The sequence below is a fragment of the Wolbachia endosymbiont (group A) of Opomyza germinationis genome (assembly GCF_964264765.1).
Taxonomy (GTDB): domain Bacteria; phylum Pseudomonadota; class Alphaproteobacteria; order Rickettsiales; family Anaplasmataceae; genus Wolbachia; species Wolbachia pipientis.
In genome coordinates, this window is record NZ_OZ183482.1 from 374,966 (window position 1) to 395,140 (window position 20,175).

14 protein-coding genes are annotated in these 20,175 nt (G+C 35.6%); 6 read left to right on the top strand and 8 right to left on the bottom strand.

Features of this window, described 5'->3' with window-relative positions:
• Positions 1 to 20: 20 nt before the first annotated feature.
• Positions 21 to 746 carry a F0F1 ATP synthase subunit A gene (locus tag ACFEL3_RS01835; RefSeq protein ID WP_022626288.1) on the bottom strand — a complete coding sequence of 242 codons (726 nt, stop codon included), beginning with the start codon at positions 744 to 746 and terminating at the stop codon, positions 21 to 23.
• 229 nt (positions 747 to 975) lie between these two features.
• Here ACFEL3_RS01835 and ACFEL3_RS01840 point away from each other — a divergent pair, with 229 nt between their 5' ends.
• Positions 976 to 1,239 carry a hypothetical protein gene (locus ACFEL3_RS01840; RefSeq protein WP_010962582.1) on the top strand — a complete coding sequence of 88 codons (264 nt, stop codon included), beginning with the start codon at positions 976 to 978 and terminating at the stop codon, positions 1,237 to 1,239.
• Positions 1,240 to 1,351: 112 nt separating this feature from the next.
• On the top strand, positions 1,352 to 3,691 hold the full coding sequence (gene pheT / locus ACFEL3_RS01845) for a phenylalanine--tRNA ligase subunit beta (RefSeq protein WP_010962581.1): 2,340 nt from the start codon (positions 1,352 to 1,354) through the stop codon (positions 3,689 to 3,691).
• On the opposite strand, the gene ACFEL3_RS01850 is transcribed toward pheT, so the two are convergent.
• Positions 3,682 to 6,171 (bottom strand): hypothetical protein, encoded by a 2,490-nt coding sequence (locus tag ACFEL3_RS01850; protein ID WP_265039514.1) that lies wholly within the window; start codon positions 6,169 to 6,171, stop codon positions 3,682 to 3,684. The genes pheT and ACFEL3_RS01850 overlap by 10 nt on opposite strands.
• A 68-nt stretch (positions 6,172 to 6,239) precedes the next feature.
• Complete coding sequence (locus ACFEL3_RS01855; RefSeq protein ID WP_070356811.1) at positions 6,240 to 9,575, bottom strand: class I tRNA ligase family protein; 3,336 nt, start codon at positions 9,573 to 9,575, stop codon at positions 6,240 to 6,242.
• Between the two features lie 176 nt (positions 9,576 to 9,751).
• Between ACFEL3_RS01855 and ACFEL3_RS01860 the strand changes: the two genes are divergently transcribed.
• Entirely contained in the window at positions 9,752 to 11,218 is a 1,467-nt protein-coding gene (locus ACFEL3_RS01860; RefSeq protein WP_007548626.1) for a peptide MFS transporter, read from the top strand.
• Between the two features lie 139 nt (positions 11,219 to 11,357).
• Here the strand turns inward: ACFEL3_RS01860 and miaB are convergent, their stop codons facing one another.
• The 3 genes from miaB to hemJ all read right to left on the bottom strand — a co-directional run bounded on the left by miaB (position 11,358) and on the right by hemJ (position 14,051).
• Positions 11,358 to 12,677, bottom strand: a complete 1,320-nt coding sequence (gene miaB, locus ACFEL3_RS01865; protein ID WP_010962578.1) for a tRNA (N6-isopentenyl adenosine(37)-C2)-methylthiotransferase MiaB — start codon at positions 12,675 to 12,677, stop codon at positions 11,358 to 11,360.
• Positions 12,678 to 13,290: 613 nt separating this feature from the next.
• Positions 13,291 to 13,569, bottom strand: coding sequence for a hypothetical protein (locus ACFEL3_RS01875; protein WP_138265071.1), 279 nt, complete (start codon positions 13,567 to 13,569; stop codon positions 13,291 to 13,293).
• Between the two features lie 53 nt (positions 13,570 to 13,622).
• Positions 13,623 to 14,051, bottom strand: a complete 429-nt coding sequence (gene hemJ, locus ACFEL3_RS01880) for a protoporphyrinogen oxidase HemJ (RefSeq protein WP_010082641.1) — start codon at positions 14,049 to 14,051, stop codon at positions 13,623 to 13,625.
• A gap of 55 nt (positions 14,052 to 14,106) precedes the next feature.
• On the opposite strand from hemJ, the gene pdhA reads away from it, so the two are divergent.
• Both pdhA and ACFEL3_RS01890 read left to right on the top strand, forming a co-directional pair.
• Positions 14,107 to 15,087, top strand: coding sequence for a pyruvate dehydrogenase (acetyl-transferring) E1 component subunit alpha (gene pdhA, locus ACFEL3_RS01885; RefSeq protein ID WP_006279887.1), 981 nt, complete (start codon positions 14,107 to 14,109; stop codon positions 15,085 to 15,087).
• Positions 15,088 to 15,495: 408 nt separating this feature from the next.
• Complete coding sequence (locus ACFEL3_RS01890) at positions 15,496 to 16,419, top strand: RluA family pseudouridine synthase (protein ID WP_006279888.1); 924 nt, start codon at positions 15,496 to 15,498, stop codon at positions 16,417 to 16,419.
• Between the two features lie 7 nt (positions 16,420 to 16,426).
• Here the strand turns inward: ACFEL3_RS01890 and ACFEL3_RS01895 are convergent, their stop codons facing one another.
• Complete coding sequence (locus ACFEL3_RS01895) at positions 16,427 to 17,689, bottom strand: MFS transporter (protein WP_038198717.1); 1,263 nt, start codon at positions 17,687 to 17,689, stop codon at positions 16,427 to 16,429.
• 61 nt (positions 17,690 to 17,750) lie between these two features.
• On the bottom strand, positions 17,751 to 19,553 hold the full coding sequence (gene aspS, locus ACFEL3_RS01900) for an aspartate--tRNA ligase (RefSeq protein WP_038198726.1): 1,803 nt from the start codon (positions 19,551 to 19,553) through the stop codon (positions 17,751 to 17,753).
• Between the two features lie 190 nt (positions 19,554 to 19,743).
• Here aspS and ACFEL3_RS01905 point away from each other — a divergent pair, with 190 nt between their 5' ends.
• On the top strand, positions 19,744 to 20,175 hold the full coding sequence (locus ACFEL3_RS01905) for a hypothetical protein (RefSeq protein ID WP_010082661.1): 432 nt from the start codon (positions 19,744 to 19,746) through the stop codon (positions 20,173 to 20,175).

Consider the following 20,175-nt stretch of genomic DNA (forward strand, 5'->3'; position numbering starts at 1 on the left):
ATATTCTACAAGGAAGTCAATTACTTTACTGCATCTGACAAATATACACATGTTAATATAGTAAATATATAAGCTTGTAAAATTGCAACAAATACTTCAAATCCTATCAATGCAATTATGAACAAAAACGGCGCAGGAGTGAAAAATATGTTCATATTTACAATAAACCCTGCTATCACTTTGATGATTGTATGACCAGCAATCATATTTGCTGCAAGCCTTATTGATAGGCTAACCGGCCTTACTAAATAAGCAAACAACTTAATAATAATTATTATAGGTGCAAGCCACGAAGGAGTTCCTTTTGGTAGCAATATGCGTAAAAATTCTACTCCCCTTTCTTTAAATCCAACAATCGTTATATAAATAAAAACCACCATCGATAAAGCGAAGGTGACTATCACATGACTTGTGACCGTGAAACTATAAGGAAGAACACCAACTAAATTACACGATAAAATGAAAATAAATACTGTGAATATCAATGGAATGTGCTGCAAGCCTTTGCTTCCAGTGTTATTTTCTATTATTGAAATAACAAAATCATATACATACTCAACTGCAGCTTGCAAATATCCTGGTATTACTGACCCCTTCTTTATTCCAAAAAGCAAAAAGAGTATCATCAATATCACCGAAATCATCGTGAAAAAAGATGAATTGGTAAAGCTTACGTCATACCCAAATAACCTAGGTAACTCTATTATTGTATATACCTTAAACTGTTCCAGTGGATTTAGTGCCATTTTAATCTGAATTATAAACAGTAAATAAAGTATGAATTTTATAGGACAAAGTCAAGAATTAAGATAAGGCTCTGTATTATTATAACATTAACATATTAACAAAATATGTAATTAGAATGTTAATTACAGTCAGCTCTGTATTTTAAAATTTACTAATCTTGTTAAATTATTCAATATCTTGACTTAATATCTTATTTTGATTATAATTTAATTTTTAGTGAGGTATATAATGAACGAAATAGATTTTATTAACACTAATCATCCTTTAAATTTGGAGCAGGAATTTGGTAACGGATACATCGAATCAGTAGATTGTTTCCTTGACGAAGATACTCGCGATTATTACATAGGACTCAACAATGCAATAATACACTTCTTTTTTGATGGTAACATTGATGAGGATGCCTGGGATTATGAAAGTCTTAAATTCTTTCTGGAGATAGATTTAAAAGGTGATATAGAAAAAATTCTTTCTCTTCGCAAGAAGATATAAAGTTACAAAAGCTTCTACATCATAAACAATGATGTAGAAGTATTCCACTACAACAAGCTTTAAAAGCACTACATTTTATATTACAATAACTTTTTCACTTCTTTTTAGGTCCATGAAATTCACATTATCTTGGTTATTAGAGTACTTAGAAACCAATGCTAGTTTAGAAGAAATTACCGATAAATTAACTCACATAGGGTTAGAAGTAGAAGATGTGATCGATAATTCCAGATTGACTGGGTTTATCGTTGCAGAGGTATTAGAAGTCGTACCTCATCCAAATGCTGATAAATTAAAATTATGTAAAGTAGATGACGGAAGTAAAATTCTACAAATAGTTTGCGGAGCAAACAATGTTAGAGAAGGTATGAAAACTGTGCTTGCATCTCTTGGTAGCACATTGCCAGAAAGTGATTTCACAATCAAGCCCACAAAAATACGAGGAGTGCTAAGTGAAGGGATGCTCTGCTCTGCTTCTGAACTTGCGCTGGTTCAAGAGGAAAGTGAAGGAATAATCGAGCTTTCCGATGATTATAAAGTAGGGGATAAATTTTTCAATTGTGACCCTGTAATTGATATAAATGTTACTCCAAACCGTGGAGATTGCTTAGGCATTTATGGAATAGCTCGCGACCTTGCTGCAACTGGAATTGGGACATTAAAGACTTTAAGCATTCCACAACTTACCAGCTCCATAAATTCACCAATCGATGTTGAAGTTACTGACGGGGAAAGTTTTATTAGTGGAATATACATCGCCAATGTAAAAAATCAAGAAAGCCCAAAATGGTTAAAAGATAGGCTGGAATCGATAGGAATGCGCTCCATTTCTGCAATAGTTGATATCACGAACTATATTATGATATCTTTCAGCCGCCCAATGCACGCGTATGATGCAAAAAAAATAGAAGGAGAGCTCACAGTACGCAAAGCAAACGACGGAGAAAAATTTGCTGGTTTGAACGGTAAAGAATACTTATTAAACAAAGACATAAGCGTTATTGCAGGTGATAAAAATATTCATGGAATTGCTGGAATTATAGGTGGTAAGTGCAGTGAATGTACTCTTGAAACTACTGATATCTTTTTAGAGTCTGCTTGGTTCGATCCCATCTCTATTACTAAATCTTCAAGGCAGCTCGGCATCTCCACAGACGCTAGTTACAGATTTGCACGTTCAGTTGATCCTGAATTTACTTTTGATGGACTCAACCTTGCAGCTAAAATGATTCTGGACTTATGTGGTGGAGAAACCTCAAGCGTAGTGTCTGCTGGCAGTTTAGATAGTGCTGACACCAAGGTGAGCTTTGATTATCAGGATGTGAACAAGTTTGGAAGTGTGTCTGTATCGCCTGATGAGGTGCTTGATATCTTAACGAAACTAGGGTTTAGTATTGATAAAAAAACCGAAGGCAATTGGAATGTACAAGTACCAAGCTGGAGACCGGACGTGACAATACCGGCTGACCTAATCGAAGAAGTAACAAGGATATACGGCTATGACAAAATAAAAGAAGAACCACTACCAAATAATGTTGAAGAAGTAGATAGTACATACGACAATTTGCGTATTTTGATGACAAACAGAGGGTTTCATGAAGTGCTAACCTGGTCGTTTATGAGTGAATCAACAGCTGAAAAATTTGGTTACTCGAATAAGTTATTTATCATCGATAATCCGTTTAACAATAGCTTTAATATAATGAGACCAAGTATTATGCCAAATTTATTGCAAGTTACTGCTGATAATATTGCCCATGGAATATCTGATCTTGCAATCTTCGAAATCGGGCCGATTTACGATGGTGAAGCTCAGTCTAAGTATGTTTTAAGTGGAATTAGGTCAGGAAATAATTTACCGCGAAACCATTATAATACTGATAGGAAAGTAGATGTTTTTGACGCAAAGGCTGATTGCATAGCAGCTTTGGAGTTTTTTAACGTTAATTGTGATAATTTAACGATAGAGAAAGCAGAAAAAGAACATTACCACCCAGGAAAGTCAGGCACTCTCTCTTTTAAGAATAAAGTAGCAGGTTATTTTGGAGAGTTGCATCCTAATATATTAGATCTTTTTGATATCAAGCAAAAAGTTGTAGGTTTTGAGGTAATACTAGAAAATATTGAAAATTTACCTGTAAGTAGAAAGAAATTTATCGATTATAAATACCAAAGTGTAAAACGTGATTTTGCATTTATAGTAAATAAGGATGTGGAAGTAGGTAACATAATCAATGTGATAAAAAAAAGCTCAGAGCTCATCACAGAAGTTTTGATATTCGATGTATACCATGGAAATAATATAGAACCGAATAAGATGTCTATAGCGTTGTCAGTTACTTTTTGCTCTCCAATCCACACTTTAACTGAAAAAGAGATCCAAAAAGAATCAAGTGCTATAGTTAATTTAGTATGTGAAAATACCGGAGGAACTTTGAGAACTTATCGTTGAGTCACAATCATAGTTTCCTGCCGTTGCTGTGTCACACTTACTTCATCCAATTTATTTCCAATATTGAATTCAATATCCTTGAAAAATCTATCCCACATTCCATGCAAATGCTCTTCTATTTTAGGCCACACATCATTTTTAAATGTTACCCCATCATCAGAAAATAAATTACCTAAAAAGGCTCCAATACCTTCATAATTTGACTGAAAACATTGAAGAAATGTCTCTCCTTCTTTATAAGTATTATGTGCCACATTTAACGCTTTTCTCTCTGTAGTCTCTTTATAAGCATTTGATGCTCCAATCTTTATTGCACCAAACATAACTTTACTCCAGTTCTTAACTTTCTGTATACAACCTTCACTATTTCCTGGTATATTATTTATTATATTTTTTGTCAAATTGTCTACCAAAGGAGACAATAAATTTTGACTAAAATGTTTGATATTATCTTTTGTTTTAATTACAGGATATTTGATGCGTTTTTCTGCTAAACAGTACTCCAGTTCTGCTCTTTCTAATAACTTCTTGATTTCTTTTTCATCAAAAGTTTCAAGCTTGAATACCTTCAGTAAATCATCTTCTATTACTGCAAATTTTATTTTTTCACGAGACGTTAGTTCTTCTTTATAATCATTTTTTGTTTCTTCATTTATCAATAATTCTTTTTTGCCTAATTCTAACTGTTTTAATGCTTTCAGAATTTCTTCATTCCTTTTTAAGAGCACTTCTATTGATCTTGTACCCGGATGCCCTTTTTCCCTGTTATTTTGTTCAGCTTGTAAACGCTTATTTTGATCTTTGAGTGTTTGTTCTAATGTAGATTTTTCTAAATGTCCTTCATCTTGCACGCGAAAAGCTTCAATTATTTCTGCTAGACCTGATTCACCATATTTTCTTAATTTCTTGCATAAACGTAAAACACCCTTTTTTTGTTCTCGAAGTAACCTTTGCACTTTATATTTTTTTATTTCTAAATACATCTTTTCTATAAAGTCATTTATTTTAGCTGAAGCTTCCTTATCCGATGGAACCTTTACTTTTTTTTCTAAATCTTCAAGCTGCTTCCTTAGGCTTTGCTTCTCCTTATCCGGTATATCTGATTGACTTAACTTACCTTGAACTTTTTTCATTACTGATTTTATCAGCCTGCGCTCAATCTCTTGATCATCATATTCGAATTTAAAAAGGTCTTCTAACCCCCTTTTTAAGGTGTCATTTGTTAAGCTACTGTTTTCATGTATTTCTTTTAATTTCTTATATATATTGTTACACCTTGTTTGACCTATTCCTCTTAAACTCTCTAATTCCTGTCTCACTAAAGAATTTTTTATCTCATCTTCCAGCGAAAAATCTTCTCCCCGTCTATCTCGCTGAAACTTAATTGCTTGTATAAAGGCAACTTGATAAGCACTTTGTATTAAGTGACTTGTCAAATTAGGACCTATACTATCTACCACTTTCGACTTGAATTCGTTCAATAATTCCTTCAATTTATCATATGTAATCTCTTTCTTTTCTAGCTTTATCAGTTCTTCCATAGTCTTCGCAAATTCCTGAATAGAAGTTGCAAGCACATCCTTGATTTCATTGCGTAAGGGCTTAAGACCATTTTTTAAATTGATGTTAGTTGACAATTTCAGTACGATGCTATGCTCTGAATTCCGCGTCACATCAAACCACTTGTTATTTTCATTTTCATACAAATCTCTAAGCAATCGTTTAAATTGCGGTGGAAATTCTATTTCCATATCCCACGCAATATTTGGTCCAGTAACTTCCTTTTCATGAAAAGACACCTCAATATTTTGATGCTTATTAGAATACCGCCCCATACTTATTTTAAGAGCAGTAACTAAAGAGTGAGATAAATCTCTATTTAAAAGATAAAAAGTAGCCAAAGCAATTGTTGCAGGAACAACTAAGGCTACAAGTACAGCCATATTAACAAAAATTGCTATTGCAGCAAGAACACCATATGCCAATCTTTTTGGCACGCCAGTTTCACTCTTTTTTGTCTTATCTTCCCCTACACTGTCTTGTGTCTTGCTGTTTGCTTGAAATCTACTGCATACGACTAATCCCAGTGCAGTAAAAGCAATATAAGGAAGCATTAAAACTGACAGAGCTAAATTTAATATTTTCTTTTCTGGGCAAGTTCTATTTATTTCCTTAAATATTTCGCTTGATATATTATACCAGGAAGTAAAAAAATCAGAGTTATAATCTTTATAATGAAATATACTGAGTGGAACGTTAAAATTAGCTAACGGCTCTTGTTCTTCCACAGCATCAAAAAATTCTTCTTCCTCTTCTGAAGTAGCAAGACCTAAATTATTCCCTTCTTCTACATTAGAAACAGCTTCCATAGCATCAAAAAACTCTTCTTCCTCCTCCAAAGTAACAACAGATTCTGCTTTACCTAAACCACCACTATTGTTAACAACTTCTTCATAATCATCTGCAACAGCTTTATTCATATTATAACCTTATCCAATTACCTTAAGTATAGCATAAATACTGACAATCTTGCAACTTTATTAAAAATTTAACGCTCAATACTAACACTTAAATCCTGATATTCCTTAGAATAGAAGTTAGTTCCAATTTCTGTATTAATGTCCAAAGATAAGGCAAGGGTCTGCTCTTTTATATATTCAAACCACGTATTTATTGCTTCCTTAATTTTCTCTTCTTCTGTTTTGATTATTACTCTGATTCTATCTGATATATGAAAATCAGCTTGTTTTCTGGTTTCTTGAATGAGCCTCACGACATCTCTCGCTAACCCTTCTAGAATTAATTCATCATTTAGTTCAGTATTTAGAATGACAATCCCTTTATTGTTATCAAATACAGAGGAATATTCACTGTTTGCTTTTAACAATAGTTCATATTCGCCTTTTTCTATAATATAGTTCTCTGATTCGTCTCCTAGAAATATCTGCTCATTCTCAACTTGCTTCCATTTTCCCTCCTTGACATATTGAACTAGCTTCTTGATTTTGTCTGGAATTCTTTTCCCAAGCAGTGGGAAATTTAGCTTTAACTCTAGTGATGCAATACCTTCAAGTCTGTTTACTAATTCCAAGCTTTTTACATTCACCTCATCTTTTATCATCTCCTGGTACTCATTTGAATCTGCAGCACACTGGATCCCAGTGTCAGCTACTTGGATAACAGGAGAGAACTCTGGGATGACAGAAAGCGGTTCACCTTCAAGAAAACTACAGGAAGACTGATGATAAATGATCATACTGCCAAGCGGCTGTCTGATACGTATATTAAAAGTGTTTCTGATCGAAAGTGCAGAGTTGCACACCTCTCTCACTAGATCCATCTTGGCAATGAGCTGACTATCAAACTTCTCTAATTGTGGAAAATTAGCCAAATGAACAGATGTTTCTTCATACTTAAGCCCTTGCCATATATTCTCTGTTATAAGTGGCAACAAAGGAGCTGCAGCTCTTAGTATGTAATAAAAAACCGTATATAGAACATTATAAGCATCAGTTTTATCCTGATCCAAATCACTTTTCCAAAAACGCTCGCGACTGCGACGAATATACCAGTTATTCAGCACTTCAAAAAAATCTATCAGAATTTTGCAAGCCTCTTGGGAGCTATAGCTGTTCATAGAAGCTTGGATACTTTCTACAGCTTCAAAACATTTGGAAATCATGTAGCGATCAATAGTACTTTGATAATCCTTACAAACTTCAGCTTTAATTCCATCTGCATTTGCATACATAGTAAAAAAGTGATAACTGTTCCAAATAGGTTTTATTACGTTTTTCAGAACATCTCGTATTGAGTTTCCTTCTTTATCGAGTAGCAAATTACCACCACAAATAATAGATCCAGAAAGCATAAGAAAACGCAGTGCATCAGAACCGTATCTATCAAAAACCTCCATTGGATCTGCATAGTTATTCAAACGTTTGGACAATTTTTGCCCTTTTACATCCAAAACAACACCGTGGCATATGCAGTTCTTAAATGGTTCCCTATTAAACAAAGCAGTGGACAATACAAAGAGCGTATAAAACCACCCCCTGGTTTGCGCTATGTATTCAGTGATAAAATCCGCAGATTCAAACCACTCCTTATTTTCAAACGGATAGTGGATTTGCGCAAATGGCATCGAGCCAGATTCAAACCAGCAGTCAAACACGTCAGGTACACGGCGCATAACTGATTTTCCTGTTGGATCATCAGGATTTAGTCTTGTTAAAGTATCGATAAATGGTCTGTGCAAGTCGTCTATTTTAACATTAAAATCTCTCTCCAGTTCTTCTATTGAACCATATACATCTACTCTTGGATATCTCGCATCATCTGATTTCCATACAGGGATTGGCGTACCCCAGAATCGATTGCGTGAAATTGACCAGTCGTGTGCCCCTTCAAGCCATTTTCCAAATTGACCATCTCTAATGTGGTTTGGTATCCAATTAACTCTCTTATTTAGCTCTACCATTCTGCTTTTGAATTTTGTAACAGCAACATACCAAGAAGGCATAGTTCGATAGATCAAAGGAGTGTCAGTTCTCCAGCAGTGTGGATAATTGTGAATATATTGCTCAGTCTTAAACCAACTTCCCTGCCCTTTCAATTTTTTTATTACTGTATCATTGGCATCAAAAACATGAACCCCTGCCAAATCTGAAACTTCAGCAGTAAATTTTCCACTGTTATCAATTGGACAAATAACTGGAATATCATGGCTTTGGCAAAGGTAAAAATCTTCCTCACCAAATCCAGGAGCAGTATGCACAACGCCAGTACCGTCTTCTTCCGTCACATAATCAGCAATAAAAACGCGAAATGCATTTTTTGTGTCTTTAAAATAGTCAAACAGTGGTTTGTAAGAAAGACCTGCAAGATCATTCGCTTTAAGTTTTATATTGCAGTTTTCATATGGAATATTGTTTTGTTCAGAGTGGCTGATAAATTTCTCTAAGTAGCTTTCAGCAAAAATGTATATTTCACCATTCATTGAACTTCCTTCACTACTCCCTGTCATCCCAGTGCCCAGACACTGGGATCCAGAAATAGATTCCAGCGTCACGCGCTGGAATGACATCAAAGGGTGGACTGACACTGCACAATACTTAATATCTTTTCCTATTGCTAAAGCCAAGTTGCTCGGCAACGTCCAAGGAGTTGTAGTCCAAGCAAGTAATTTACACTTTCGTTTAACACTTTTAAATTGCTGTGGGTTTTCTAAAAGCTCAAATGCAACAGTTACAGCTTTGCTAACTTTTTCTCTATACGCGTTATCAAGCCTTGTTTCGAAATTAGATAATGGAGTTTCGCATGCCCAGCTATATGGTACAACGCGCACTGATTCATACACCAGACCCTTATCATAAAGCTGCTTGAATGCCCACATGACCGACTCCATGAATGATTTATCCATAGTCTTATAGTCATTGTGAAAGTCTACCCACCTTGCTTGCCTATTTACATACTTCTCCCACTCTGATGAAAATTTCATCACAGAAGTACGGCAATGATCGTTAAATTTATCTATACCAAACTTCTCTATCTCAGTTCTACCAGATATTCCAAGTTCTTTTTCTGCACCCATCTCAGCCGGCAATCCATGGCAATCCCAGCCAAATCTACGTTCAACCCTTTTTTGAAGCATAGTTTGATATCTTGCAAATGCGTCTTTGATGAAACCAGTGAGTAAATGTCCATAATGCGGAAGTCCATTTGCAAACGGAGGCCCATCGTAAAAGACAAAACAATTATCCTTGGAACGTTCTTCAACTGACCGCTCAAAAACTTTGTTTTCCTGCCAAAATTTTATGATTTCCTTTTCTAACGATAAAAAATCAGGACTACTTACTGTATCAGGATAATGCTTTGACTTCATGTTCGCTATGTAAAACTAAAGAATATAGGGCTTTCTGAAAAATTACAAATTCAAAAATATTTCCGTAGCTCACACCCCAACAAACTATTCTGCCGAGCTTCCAATACCTTTTTTTAAGTTTTACTTGCAGTTTTTATTGTTTTACTTAACATTAACCCAAGCTTTAGGGGTATTTTATGGATCAGAAGACAGATAAGTTTCCACAATTTTTAAAAATGTTGTGCTTTGTTGAAATGTGGGAACGTTTCTCTTACTATGGAATGAGGGCACTTTTGGTCCTATTTTTGACTTCTCACTTAGGTTTCACTGATGAGAGGGCCTTTACTATTTACTCATTATTTGCTGCAACAGGTTATGCTATACCAATACTTGGAGGTTTTTTAGCTGATAAGTTGATGGGATTCCGCAACATGGTGTTGCTTGGAGGGATAGTGATGATAGCAGGTCATGCTTGCATGTCATTGGTTAAGTTTGAACCAGGTTTATTATATTTAGGTTTATCTCTAATAGCCATAGGTACTGGTATGTTTAAAGGGAACGTAACTAACTTACTTAGTTCATGCTATGGCAAAGACGATCCTGAACGTAGCAGAGGCTTTACTTTATTTTACGTAGGTGTGAATATTGGAGCAATATTGGCTTCTATTTCATGTGGTTATGTAGCCCACTTGTTTGGCTGGCACTACGGCTTTGGTTTAGCTGGTATTGGGATGTCTATAGGGCTAATCTTTTTTCTCAAATTTCAGAATCTTTTAGGAGATAGCGGCCTTTCTCCTTATCCAGAGCTTATGAATAAGCGCATATTAGGGATTAAAATTTTTGGTATAGTATTGATAGGAAGCTTTCTGTCATCATCAATAATTGCTAAAATGCTTATACATAGTGAATTTTTTACTAATATGCTCATATTTATTGGAATAACAGCTCTGGGCATATTTATTTATATAATATCTAAATTATCAGCAGAACAAAGACGAAAATTAGTGGCATTATCTATTCTTGTGGTATTTTTCTTGTGTTTTTTTGCTTTAGAAATGCAGCTTGGCTCTTTGGTTAACTTATTCACCGAAAGAAACGTTATTAACAATGTATTAGGTATAACAATCCCAGCTTCAGTTTCTCAAGCCATAAATCCTTTGTCAATTATAATATTTGGCTTTCTTTTTGGAACATACATGAAGTTTAAGCAAAAATATGCAACTTCCATGTTTACCCTTGGCCTTCTGACAATGGCTATGTGTTTTTTCACACTGTACATAGGATGTTTAAACTCTAACATTGAAGGTAAAGTAGAATACTTATATTTAATAATTGCTATCTCCTTTATGGGACTGGGAGAATTATGTATTGCTCCATTAGTCCAAGAACAAGCAACTACACTAGCCCCCAAAAACCTTAGAGGAGTAGTGATGGGTATAGTAATGCTGTCATTAGCGTTTTCTAACCTAGCCGGAGTTGCAATATCAAAATTTATGTCAGTTCCTTCAGTAAATGGTAAAATAAATTATTTAGAATCTTTAGAAATATATAAAGAGGGTTTTTTAAAGGTGGGAATATTTAATTTAATGCTCGTTATTGTATTTTTATTCTTCTTCAATTTTATACATAAAGTTGTTACTAACTCATCTTGTACAAAAAATTGATATAGGTAAGCTCAAATTTGTAGGTTTAAGGTACCCGTTCAGCAGAGGTAGCAATTAAACTTTGTAACTTTTGAAAAAGATTATGATTGCATTTTTTCAATACTCTTTGCTTAAGATTTATATTTAACGCTGCTTAAAATCAGTGAAATGCACACCCCAGCAAACTACTCTGCCGAGCTTCCAACACTTTCACATTTACTATTTTGTCCCTGTATTTATCTTCAGAATCATCAATGCACACTGATTGCATATATGGGCTTTTACCAATAATTTGGTTTTGGTGTTTACCTTTTTTATCGCTAAATAGAACAGGTATAGTTTTACCTACCATACTCTGGTTAAACTCAAGTTGTTGCTTACTAATTAATTTCTGTAAACGAAGAAGGCGCTCTGTTTTAACCTCTTCTGGTACTTGATCTTTTCTTTCCGCTCCCGGTGTGCCTGGTCTTGGGCTGTATTTAAAACTATAAGCCTGAGCATATCTAACTTTTTCTACTAATTTCATAGTTTCTTCAAAATCTTTTTCGGTTTCTCCAGGAAAACCAACAATAAAATCAGAAGAAAATTCGATTTCAGGTTTCAATTTGCGAAATCTGTCTATTATTTCCAAATACTCCTCTGCAGTGTGTTTCCTGTTCATCGCGTGCAATATTTTATTCGAACCAGACTGCACAGGCAGGTGAACAAACGGCATGAGCTTTGGCTCTTCCGCATGTGCCAAGTAGAGAGATTCATGCATATCTCTTGGATGAGAAGTTGTATAACGAATCCTCTCTAGCTTTTCAATTTTAGCAATATGACTAATTAATTTTCCTAAATCCCACACTTCCCCTTCGCACTCCCCATGGTAAGCATTGACGTTCTGACCAAGCAAATTGATCTCATTTGCCCCATTTGCAACTAATTTCAATGCTTCACGAAATATTTCATTCACTGGCCGTGAATACTCAGCTCCACGAGTATAGGGCACTACACAAAACGTACAAAATTTATCACAACCCTCTTGTATGGCAAGAAACGCAGAAGACCCCTGGCTATTGCCATAGCATTCATCTGGCAATTTATCAAACTTTGCAACTTCAGGAAAATCAGTGTTTATTACATGACCTTTACTTCTGCTTGCTTTGACTATCAGCTCCGGTAAGGTAGCGATACTCTGCGGACCAACAACAATATCAACAAAAGGAGCCCTTCTGAACACTTCTTCTCCCTCTGCTTGCGCTACACACCCAGCCACCACTATAGTCATTTCTTTTCGTAACGAATGAATCTTCCCAAGCTCTGAGTAAAGTTTTTCTGCTGCCTTCTCTCTAATGTGACAAGTATTCAGTATCACTAAATCGGCTTTCCCTGCATCACTAACAACGTTGAACCCCAAAGGTTTAATTACATTTTCCATTAAAACGGAGTCATAAACGTTCATCTGACAGCCGTAAGTTTTAATATATAGGCCTTTCATATTTGGTATGTCTTTTTCAAAATTTCTTCACCCTACACGTAAATGTCTAACAGACCAGCGCGTGACGCTAGTGAACTTGCTAGCACAATAGATTTTGACAAAATTATACGAAAAACTGGATCCCAGTGTCAAGCACTGGGATGACAAGTTCTCGGCAACCCCTACGTCATACCATCACGGTATCTCTAGATCCCGCTAACAAGTAGCGGGATGACGGTTGTCAGGGTGTCATGAAAGTAGCTAACACTGGCTTCCATCCAAGAGGGCAGTGCCCTCTTCTTGTCATCCCAGTGCTTGACACTGGGATGGCTTTGTTGCATCGCTACTTATGAAAGGCTAACTATAGTTAGGATTATAAGCAACCTATTGAAAATCTTGTTTTTTTGCAATCAATCTGATCAAATTTAAGAATAGTAATTTATTATTTATATTAATAAATTTAATTCTATTGAAAATAGCTAAAGCATTGAAATTCTTGAATTTTAGCCGGATTAGTGAGTGGTAGTGAAATTTCTTTTACTCAAATTTAGGTATTCACTGACCGTTCTTGTTATAAATACCAGAATAATAAGCTACTGATATTCTCTACCTTTTTTATCTTTATCCATCATAGCTAGCGATGCAACAAAGCCCACTGGGATCCAGGAAAAAGAATGGTGTCATGCAAGTAGCTAACACTGGGATCCAGGAAAAAGAATGGTGTCATCCGAGTAGCTTGACACTGGCATCCAGGAGACTTAATTGCAAGTAATGCATTGAGTTTGGTGAGTATGGGTTTTGCGTTATAGAATGAAGCACTTTTGGTGAATTTGTAAAGAAAGCTGGATCCCAGTGTCAAGCACTGGGATGACAAGAAAGGGAGCACTGGAATTTTTATTTCAGTATTGTACATTAGCCATGCATCTGAACAGATACGAGCTTTCTGCTTTTTTTGGGTAAGGTCAGTCAAAAAGGTTTTACAACAACCATAATAACTATAACTATTATCAATACTGTAACTGCTTCATTTAAAACGCGAAAATAAATATGTGACTTCTTATTCGAACCCATTGCAAAATTTTTCCTATATTTTGCAAGTAGCATATGAATAATTAACATCAAAAGTATTGCAAATGCTTTTACATGAAACCATCCTTCACGATATGCTTCCCTAATAACCATTAGTGTAATTCCAAGACCAAGTGAGAAAAGCATTGCAGGGTTTATGATATATCTAAGTAGCCTCTTTTCCATTGTTTGAAGCAAGCTATCATTTTCCGATCCCGGTTTTACAGTTGCATGGTAGACATAAAGCCTGGGTAAATAAAGCATACCTGCCATCCACATGATAACAGAGATAACGTGAAAAGCCTCAAGCCAGTGGTAATAGTTCATTAGCAAAAATTTAAAATTCCTGGTATTGTGTTAGTTTAATGAAAAAGAAATCGATATGAAAGCAGAAAATTTCACTAAAGAACAGATAATTGGATTCTACAGGAAAATGCTACTCATACGCAGATTTGAGGAAAAAGCAGGACAATTATATGGGATGGGATTAATAGGCGGGTTCTGTCACCTATCAATAGGACAAGAAGCAGTTGCAGTTGGAACTCAAGCTGCATCAAAATTAGGTGACGCTTTTATCACAAGTTATAGAGACCATGGCTTAATGCTCGCATGTGATTCTGATCCAAATGTTGTAATGGCAGAGCTTACCGGCAAAGAAACAGGATGCTCGAAAGGTAAAGGTGGTTCGATGCACGTATTTGACGTTGAAAAAAAATTCTTCGGCGGGCATGGAATAGTGGGAGCACAAGTTCCAATTGGCACAGGAATAGCATTTGCTAATAAATATAAGAAAAAAGATAATGTGGTATTTACATATTTTGGCGACGGTGCTGCAAATCAAGGACAAGTATATGAATCGTTTAATATGGCATCTTTGTGGGAGTTGCCTGTGGTTTACATCATAGAAAATAATGAATACGCAATGGGAACCTCCGTGCAAAGGTCAACTTTAGTAACAGAGTTATATAAAAGAGGAGAAAGTTTTGGTATTCCTGGAAAACAAGTTGATGGAATGGATTTTTTCTCTGTTTATGAGGCTACAAGCGAAGCAGCGGAACACACACGCAGCGGAAAAGGGCCTATCCTGCTTGAAATGAAGACATATCGATATCGCGGTCACTCAATGTCAGATCCTGCTACTTATCGCTTAAAAGAAGAAGTTGAAGATATGAAGCAAAATCATGACCCTATAAGCACTTTAAAGAAATACATGACAGATAATAAAATGGCTTCAGAAGAAGAGTGCAAAGTAATTGATAAGGAAATACGTGATTTAGTAAAAAAGTCGGAAGATTTTGCCAAAAATAGTAAAGAACCAAGCGTTGATGAGCTGTATACTGATGTTTATAAATTTGTTAGCTAATTTTTTTATCCAGAACTGTACAAACATTGTATAGTAAACGATGTCATCCAAATAGCTCCTTCTCCCGTCATCCAAGTGCCCTCCTTTTTTTGTCATCCCAGTGCTCTGACTACTTGGATCCAGCTGAGTTGGTGAGTATAAAAGTATAGCTAACGCAAGCTCTACGTCATGCCGCCGCGAACCGTCATACCGCGATTCATTCGCGGTATCTCTAGATCCCGCTAACAAGCAGCGGGATGACGGTTTTCAGGCTAGCTGTCATCTCAGTAGTCTCCTTCTCCTGTCATCCGAGTAGCTGACACTGGTTCCTTTATGACGGCAGTAGCCCCTTCGGTGTCATTCCAGTGCTTGACACTGGAATGACACCAATAATTGACATTTCACTAGATATTCATTATAAATAATGGAATGCTACAAAGTATAAAAACCATATTAATAGAAGACGATAACGTTAGGCTGGATAGGTACATCAGAAGAATCTTTCCTGATCTAAAGCAATCTGTAATTGAAAAATCTTTAAGGAAAGGATTAATCAAAGTTGATGATTGCAAAGCAAAGTCCAGTGATAGAGTAAATTCTGGGCAAACTATAACGCTGAAGCACTTGAATTATATTGAAAACGCTAATTCTGATCGCAAATATAATGAAAAGTTAGTGAATCTACTAAGAGAGAACATATTATATGAAGACGAATATATACTAGCTATAAACAAACCCGCAGGGGTCATCGTTCAAGGTGGCGTAAAAGTAAAGATTAGCATGAGTGATTTGCTTGACCAAATAAGAGAGGGAGAAACATTTAAAATTGTCCATAGGCTAGATAGAGATACGAGTGGAGTGATAATATTCGCACGCAACGCTAATGTTGCCAGATACCTTATGGAAGAATTTAAAGGACGAAGAGTAAAAAAAACTTATTTAGCATTAACTTCTGGCATACCGAGCAAGGATAGTGGAACAATAGACTATCCATTGGTGAAAAAATATGTTTCAGGTCAAGAAAAAGTGGTCGTTGATGAAAATTCACCTCAGAATGCCACTACGCATTTTTCAATTATAGCAAAATCCAAACACAATGTTGCTTATTTAAAATTACAACCAATTACCGGCAGAACCCATCAGTTACGTGCACATTTAGCTCATATAAATTGCCCTATTCTTGGTGACGGTAAATATGGTGGTAAAAAAGCTTTTATTGATGGGATAGCAAATAAAATTCACCTTCATTCGCATTCTTTATCTTTAAAACTGCCAAACAATAAAGAAATCACTATCACCGCTCCTATCACTAAACACATCGAAAAATCCATTGAAGCGCTATTTTTCGACTGAAACGATTTCACCAATCAACTTTTCTGTCTTTGGCTTTAATTTGAAGCACAGATATTAGGCTAATTAATGCGCAGGCAGTAAGATAAATGCCTGCTGCAAGTTTTGTTTCGGTTTTTTCTATAAGCCACATGCATATGTATGGAGAAAGGCCACCAAAAATTCCTGCAGATATATTATTTGCTAAGCTTACGCCAGTGCATCTTACTTTTGTTGGAAACAGTTCACAAATAACAGAACCATATATTCCAAAAGATGCACCTACTGGTATAGTAATCAATAAGTAAGTTATTATTACGACATAGTGGTTAACGGAAGATAATAATGGTAATACACATGTACCAATCAGAGATAGCATAATCAGTACAGGAATCATTACGCGTTTTCTTCCAACTTTATCAGATAAAATTGCAAAAAGTACCGCAGATGCTGCAAATACAACCTGTATTACTATCCTCATTAAATCTTTAACACTAATAGATAAAATAACTAGCTCTTTTATTGATATATTATAAAACATTATTGCTGCGTAGACAATTGCATTCTGAGCAATTCCCAGATTGATTGAAATAATAAGCGGTCTTTTATAGTTTCTTACTAGTTCTAACAATGGTGAATGTGCTAAATTATTAGCGTACTTATTAGTTTTATATGCTAAGCTTTCTTTTAATATGTACCTAGTTAAAAAACCTATTGTCCCCCAAAAAAAGCAAAAATAAAAAAGCAACTTCCATCCCCATATTTCATAGTTCTCACCTGTAACTCTTTTGCAGATAAATATCATTGTTATGCATAAGAGCGTTCCAAGGGCTCCGCTAAAGGGCTTCATACTTCCTAAGAAACCTAGATTTTTTTTATCTTTTGAATGCTCTATCGTAAATGCTGTATTAATGCTTGTTTCACCTCCTGCAGTTATTCCTTGCACTATTCTACAAAACACAAGCAATACAGGTGAAAGCAACCCTATTTCTTTATACCCAGGTATAATTCCCATAATTGTGGATGATATTGAAATTAATATTACTGAAGTAAGTAAAGTCTTTCTTCTGCCATACTTATCTCCCATATAACCAAAAATTACTGCACCAATTGGTCTAAACGCAAAACCAATTGCAAAAACACCAAGGAATTTGAGTGTACTCAAATAATGATCTTCTGATGGGAAAAAAACGTTGATGATTGTATCTGTTAATACTCCAAAAAGAGTGAGTTCATACCACACAATCATGTTACAGATCATGCCCGATAGTATTGCTTTTTGGATATTATTCATGGTCTTTCAATTTAACATAACCTAATATATCATTAACCGGTGCTCCTTGCTATAAAATTTTTCATTCAATAACCTTCAAGGATAATTCACGTAAATGCTTATCCTCCACCTTGGAAGGAGCACCCATTAGAACATCTTCACCTTGCTGGTTCATAGGAAAACAGATTACTTCACGAATATTTGGCTCATCAGCAAGCAGCATAACTATTCTATCAACTCCTGGTGCTATTCCACCATGAGGAGGAACACCAAATCTGAATGCACGTACAAGTGCACCGAATCTTGTATCAACTTCTCCCCGGCTATAACCTGCAATGGCAAAAGCTTTATACATGATATCCAGTTTGTTATTACGAATCGCCCCACTTGACAGTTCTATTCCATTGCAAACAAGATCATATTGGTAAGCAAGGATATCCAGTGGATTTTTGTCCTCTAAATCTTTCAGACCACCGTGTGGCATGGAGAATGGGTTATGAAAGAAATCGATTTTTTTACTTTTATCGTCATATACAAAATATGGAAAATCAATGATCCAACAAAACTTGAAGATATTATCATCTATAAGACTGAGTTCTGACCCTAAAAGAGTGCGTACTTTTCCTGCAATGTTTGCCGCCTCATTCTCTTTGTCAGAAGCAAAAAATACACTATCTCCTGGCTCTATGTTTGTTGCTTCTCTTATGTGGTTTAGCCTATTTTCATCAAGAAATTTAGCAATTGGGCCTTTCGCAGTTCCATCTTTATCAAACGTTATATATCCGAGACCCTTAGCACCGAATTCTTTTTGCGCATGTTCTATCTTTTTATCAAAGAAGCTGCGTGGTTCCTCTGCTGTTTTAGGTGCAGGGATGGCTCTCACTACCATACCACGCTCAATATTGCTTTTGAAAATATTGAACCCTGAATCACGAAAAATTTCTGTAACATCGCTGATTAATAGTGGATTACGCAAATCTGGCTTGTCAGAACCATACTTAAGCATTGCCTCTTTGTATGTAATGCGTGGAAAATCTTTATCGACAGACTTGCGAGAAAATTTAGCAAACACTCTATATAAGGTAGACTCAATAATCTGAAAGATGTCTTCTTGAGTTACAAAAGACATTTCAAGATCTAGCTGATAAAACTCTCCCGGAGAACGGTCAGCCCTTGCGTCTTCATCACGAAAACACGGTGCAATTTGGAAATATTTATCAAACCCTGAAACCATGAGCAACTGTTTGAAAATCTGCGGAGCTTGTGGCAATGCATAGAACTTGCCAGGATTTAGCCTGCTTGGCACTAGGTAGTCGCGTGCTCCTTCAGGAGAGGAAGCAGTGAGTATTGGAGTTTGAATCTCTAAAAATCCTCGCTCTATCATGAGCTTGCGGAGCTCTGCAATAATTTGTGAGCGCAAAATAATATTGTTGCGGACTTTTTCACGTCTTAAGTCAAGAAATCGATATTTAAATCTCATGTTTTCTGGGTATTCTTGCTCGCCGGTAATGCTTGCCAATATACTTCTTTCTTCTTTTGCTATTTCTTCATCAAAGTGGAACTCAACTTCCGACTCAACGCGCAAATTGTTGACTATCACCTCGATTTCTCCGGTAGAAATAGAGCTGTTTACCGTATCTTCAGTTCTAGCTTCAACTATTCCTGTAACAGTAATTACACTCTCCAATTTTAAATTTGATATCTCATCAAAAAAGTCTTTGTCATTATTAAATACTAGCTGAGTGATTCCGTAGAAGTCTCTTAAATCAACAAAAATTAGGTTACCATGGTCGCGCTTACGATATAACCATCCAGAAAGGGTAACTTCCTTTTCTACATCATTCTTTCTTAATTCTTCACACGTGTGAGTCTTGTAGCAGTTCATATTTGTTTCACTTCTAAATTCTTTAAAAAGTATAGAAATAAACCTTACCACATACAAGCCCATTCGTCAGATATTTGTCCAGTTTACGAAATAGAGCAGTATTACTTTTATACTGTCTTTACTCACACAAAAATTGCACAATTTCTATAATTATGGTATAATATAATGTGGCGTAAGCTGAGTACAGAAAATGTCTTTCGGACAAATTATTATATATAGTATAGCATTACTTGCTATAGTCAAAGTATTTCTCTTTTTGAGAAAAATATACAAAAATCGCATTAGAAAAATCATATTTCCTAGAAAAGTTTTTAAAGAAGAGTGGGAAGAAGACAGAAAATTCAATGAATTATATCAAAAAAATAAGCAAAAAGAGTTGATGAAACAACAGGAAATACTGCGTGAGAAGCAAAAAGATGTGCAAGTTTATAAAGAAGATCCAGAAATAGTTGACATAGCAAAACCGGTAGGTAAATGGACAAAGATGGTTATGATGGGTAATGGTTTAATGCAGCGTTTTGCACAATTGATACATAGAGAAGGCGGACAGAAAGGATTTTGGGAGCTGTTTGTAAAAGCTCAGGCTTCAACTCAAGGTAAACATAAGGGAAAGGGCAGATAA

Bases quoted from the DNA above. Each gene is read 5' to 3' on its own strand.
- miaB (WP_010962578.1), bottom strand. From the start codon at position 12,677: ATGAAAGGCCTATATATTAAAACTTACGGCTGTCAGATGAACGTTTAT.
- ACFEL3_RS01840 (WP_010962582.1), top strand. From the start codon at position 976: ATGAACGAAATAGATTTTATTAACACTAATCATCCTTTAAATTTGGAG.
- aspS (WP_038198726.1), bottom strand. From the start codon at position 19,553: ATGAACTGCTACAAGACTCACACGTGTGAAGAATTAAGAAAGAATGAT.
- pdhA (WP_006279887.1), top strand. From the start codon at position 14,107: ATGAAAGCAGAAAATTTCACTAAAGAACAGATAATTGGATTCTACAGG.
- hemJ (WP_010082641.1), bottom strand. From the start codon at position 14,051: ATGAACTATTACCACTGGCTTGAGGCTTTTCACGTTATCTCTGTTATC.
- ACFEL3_RS01855 (WP_070356811.1), bottom strand. From the start codon at position 9,575: ATGAAGTCAAAGCATTATCCTGATACAGTAAGTAGTCCTGATTTTTTA.
- ACFEL3_RS01905 (WP_010082661.1), top strand. From the start codon at position 19,744: ATGTCTTTCGGACAAATTATTATATATAGTATAGCATTACTTGCTATA.
- ACFEL3_RS01850 (WP_265039514.1), bottom strand. From the start codon at position 6,171: ATGAATAAAGCTGTTGCAGATGATTATGAAGAAGTTGTTAACAATAGT.
- pheT (WP_010962581.1), top strand. From the start codon at position 1,352: ATGAAATTCACATTATCTTGGTTATTAGAGTACTTAGAAACCAATGCT.
- ACFEL3_RS01890 (WP_006279888.1), top strand. From the start codon at position 15,496: ATGCTACAAAGTATAAAAACCATATTAATAGAAGACGATAACGTTAGG.
- ACFEL3_RS01860 (WP_007548626.1), top strand. From the start codon at position 9,752: ATGGATCAGAAGACAGATAAGTTTCCACAATTTTTAAAAATGTTGTGC.
- ACFEL3_RS01875 (WP_138265071.1), bottom strand. From the start codon at position 13,569: ATGTACAATACTGAAATAAAAATTCCAGTGCTCCCTTTCTTGTCATCC.
- ACFEL3_RS01895 (WP_038198717.1), bottom strand. From the start codon at position 17,689: ATGAATAATATCCAAAAAGCAATACTATCGGGCATGATCTGTAACATG.
- ACFEL3_RS01835 (WP_022626288.1), bottom strand. From the start codon at position 746: ATGGCACTAAATCCACTGGAACAGTTTAAGGTATATACAATAATAGAG.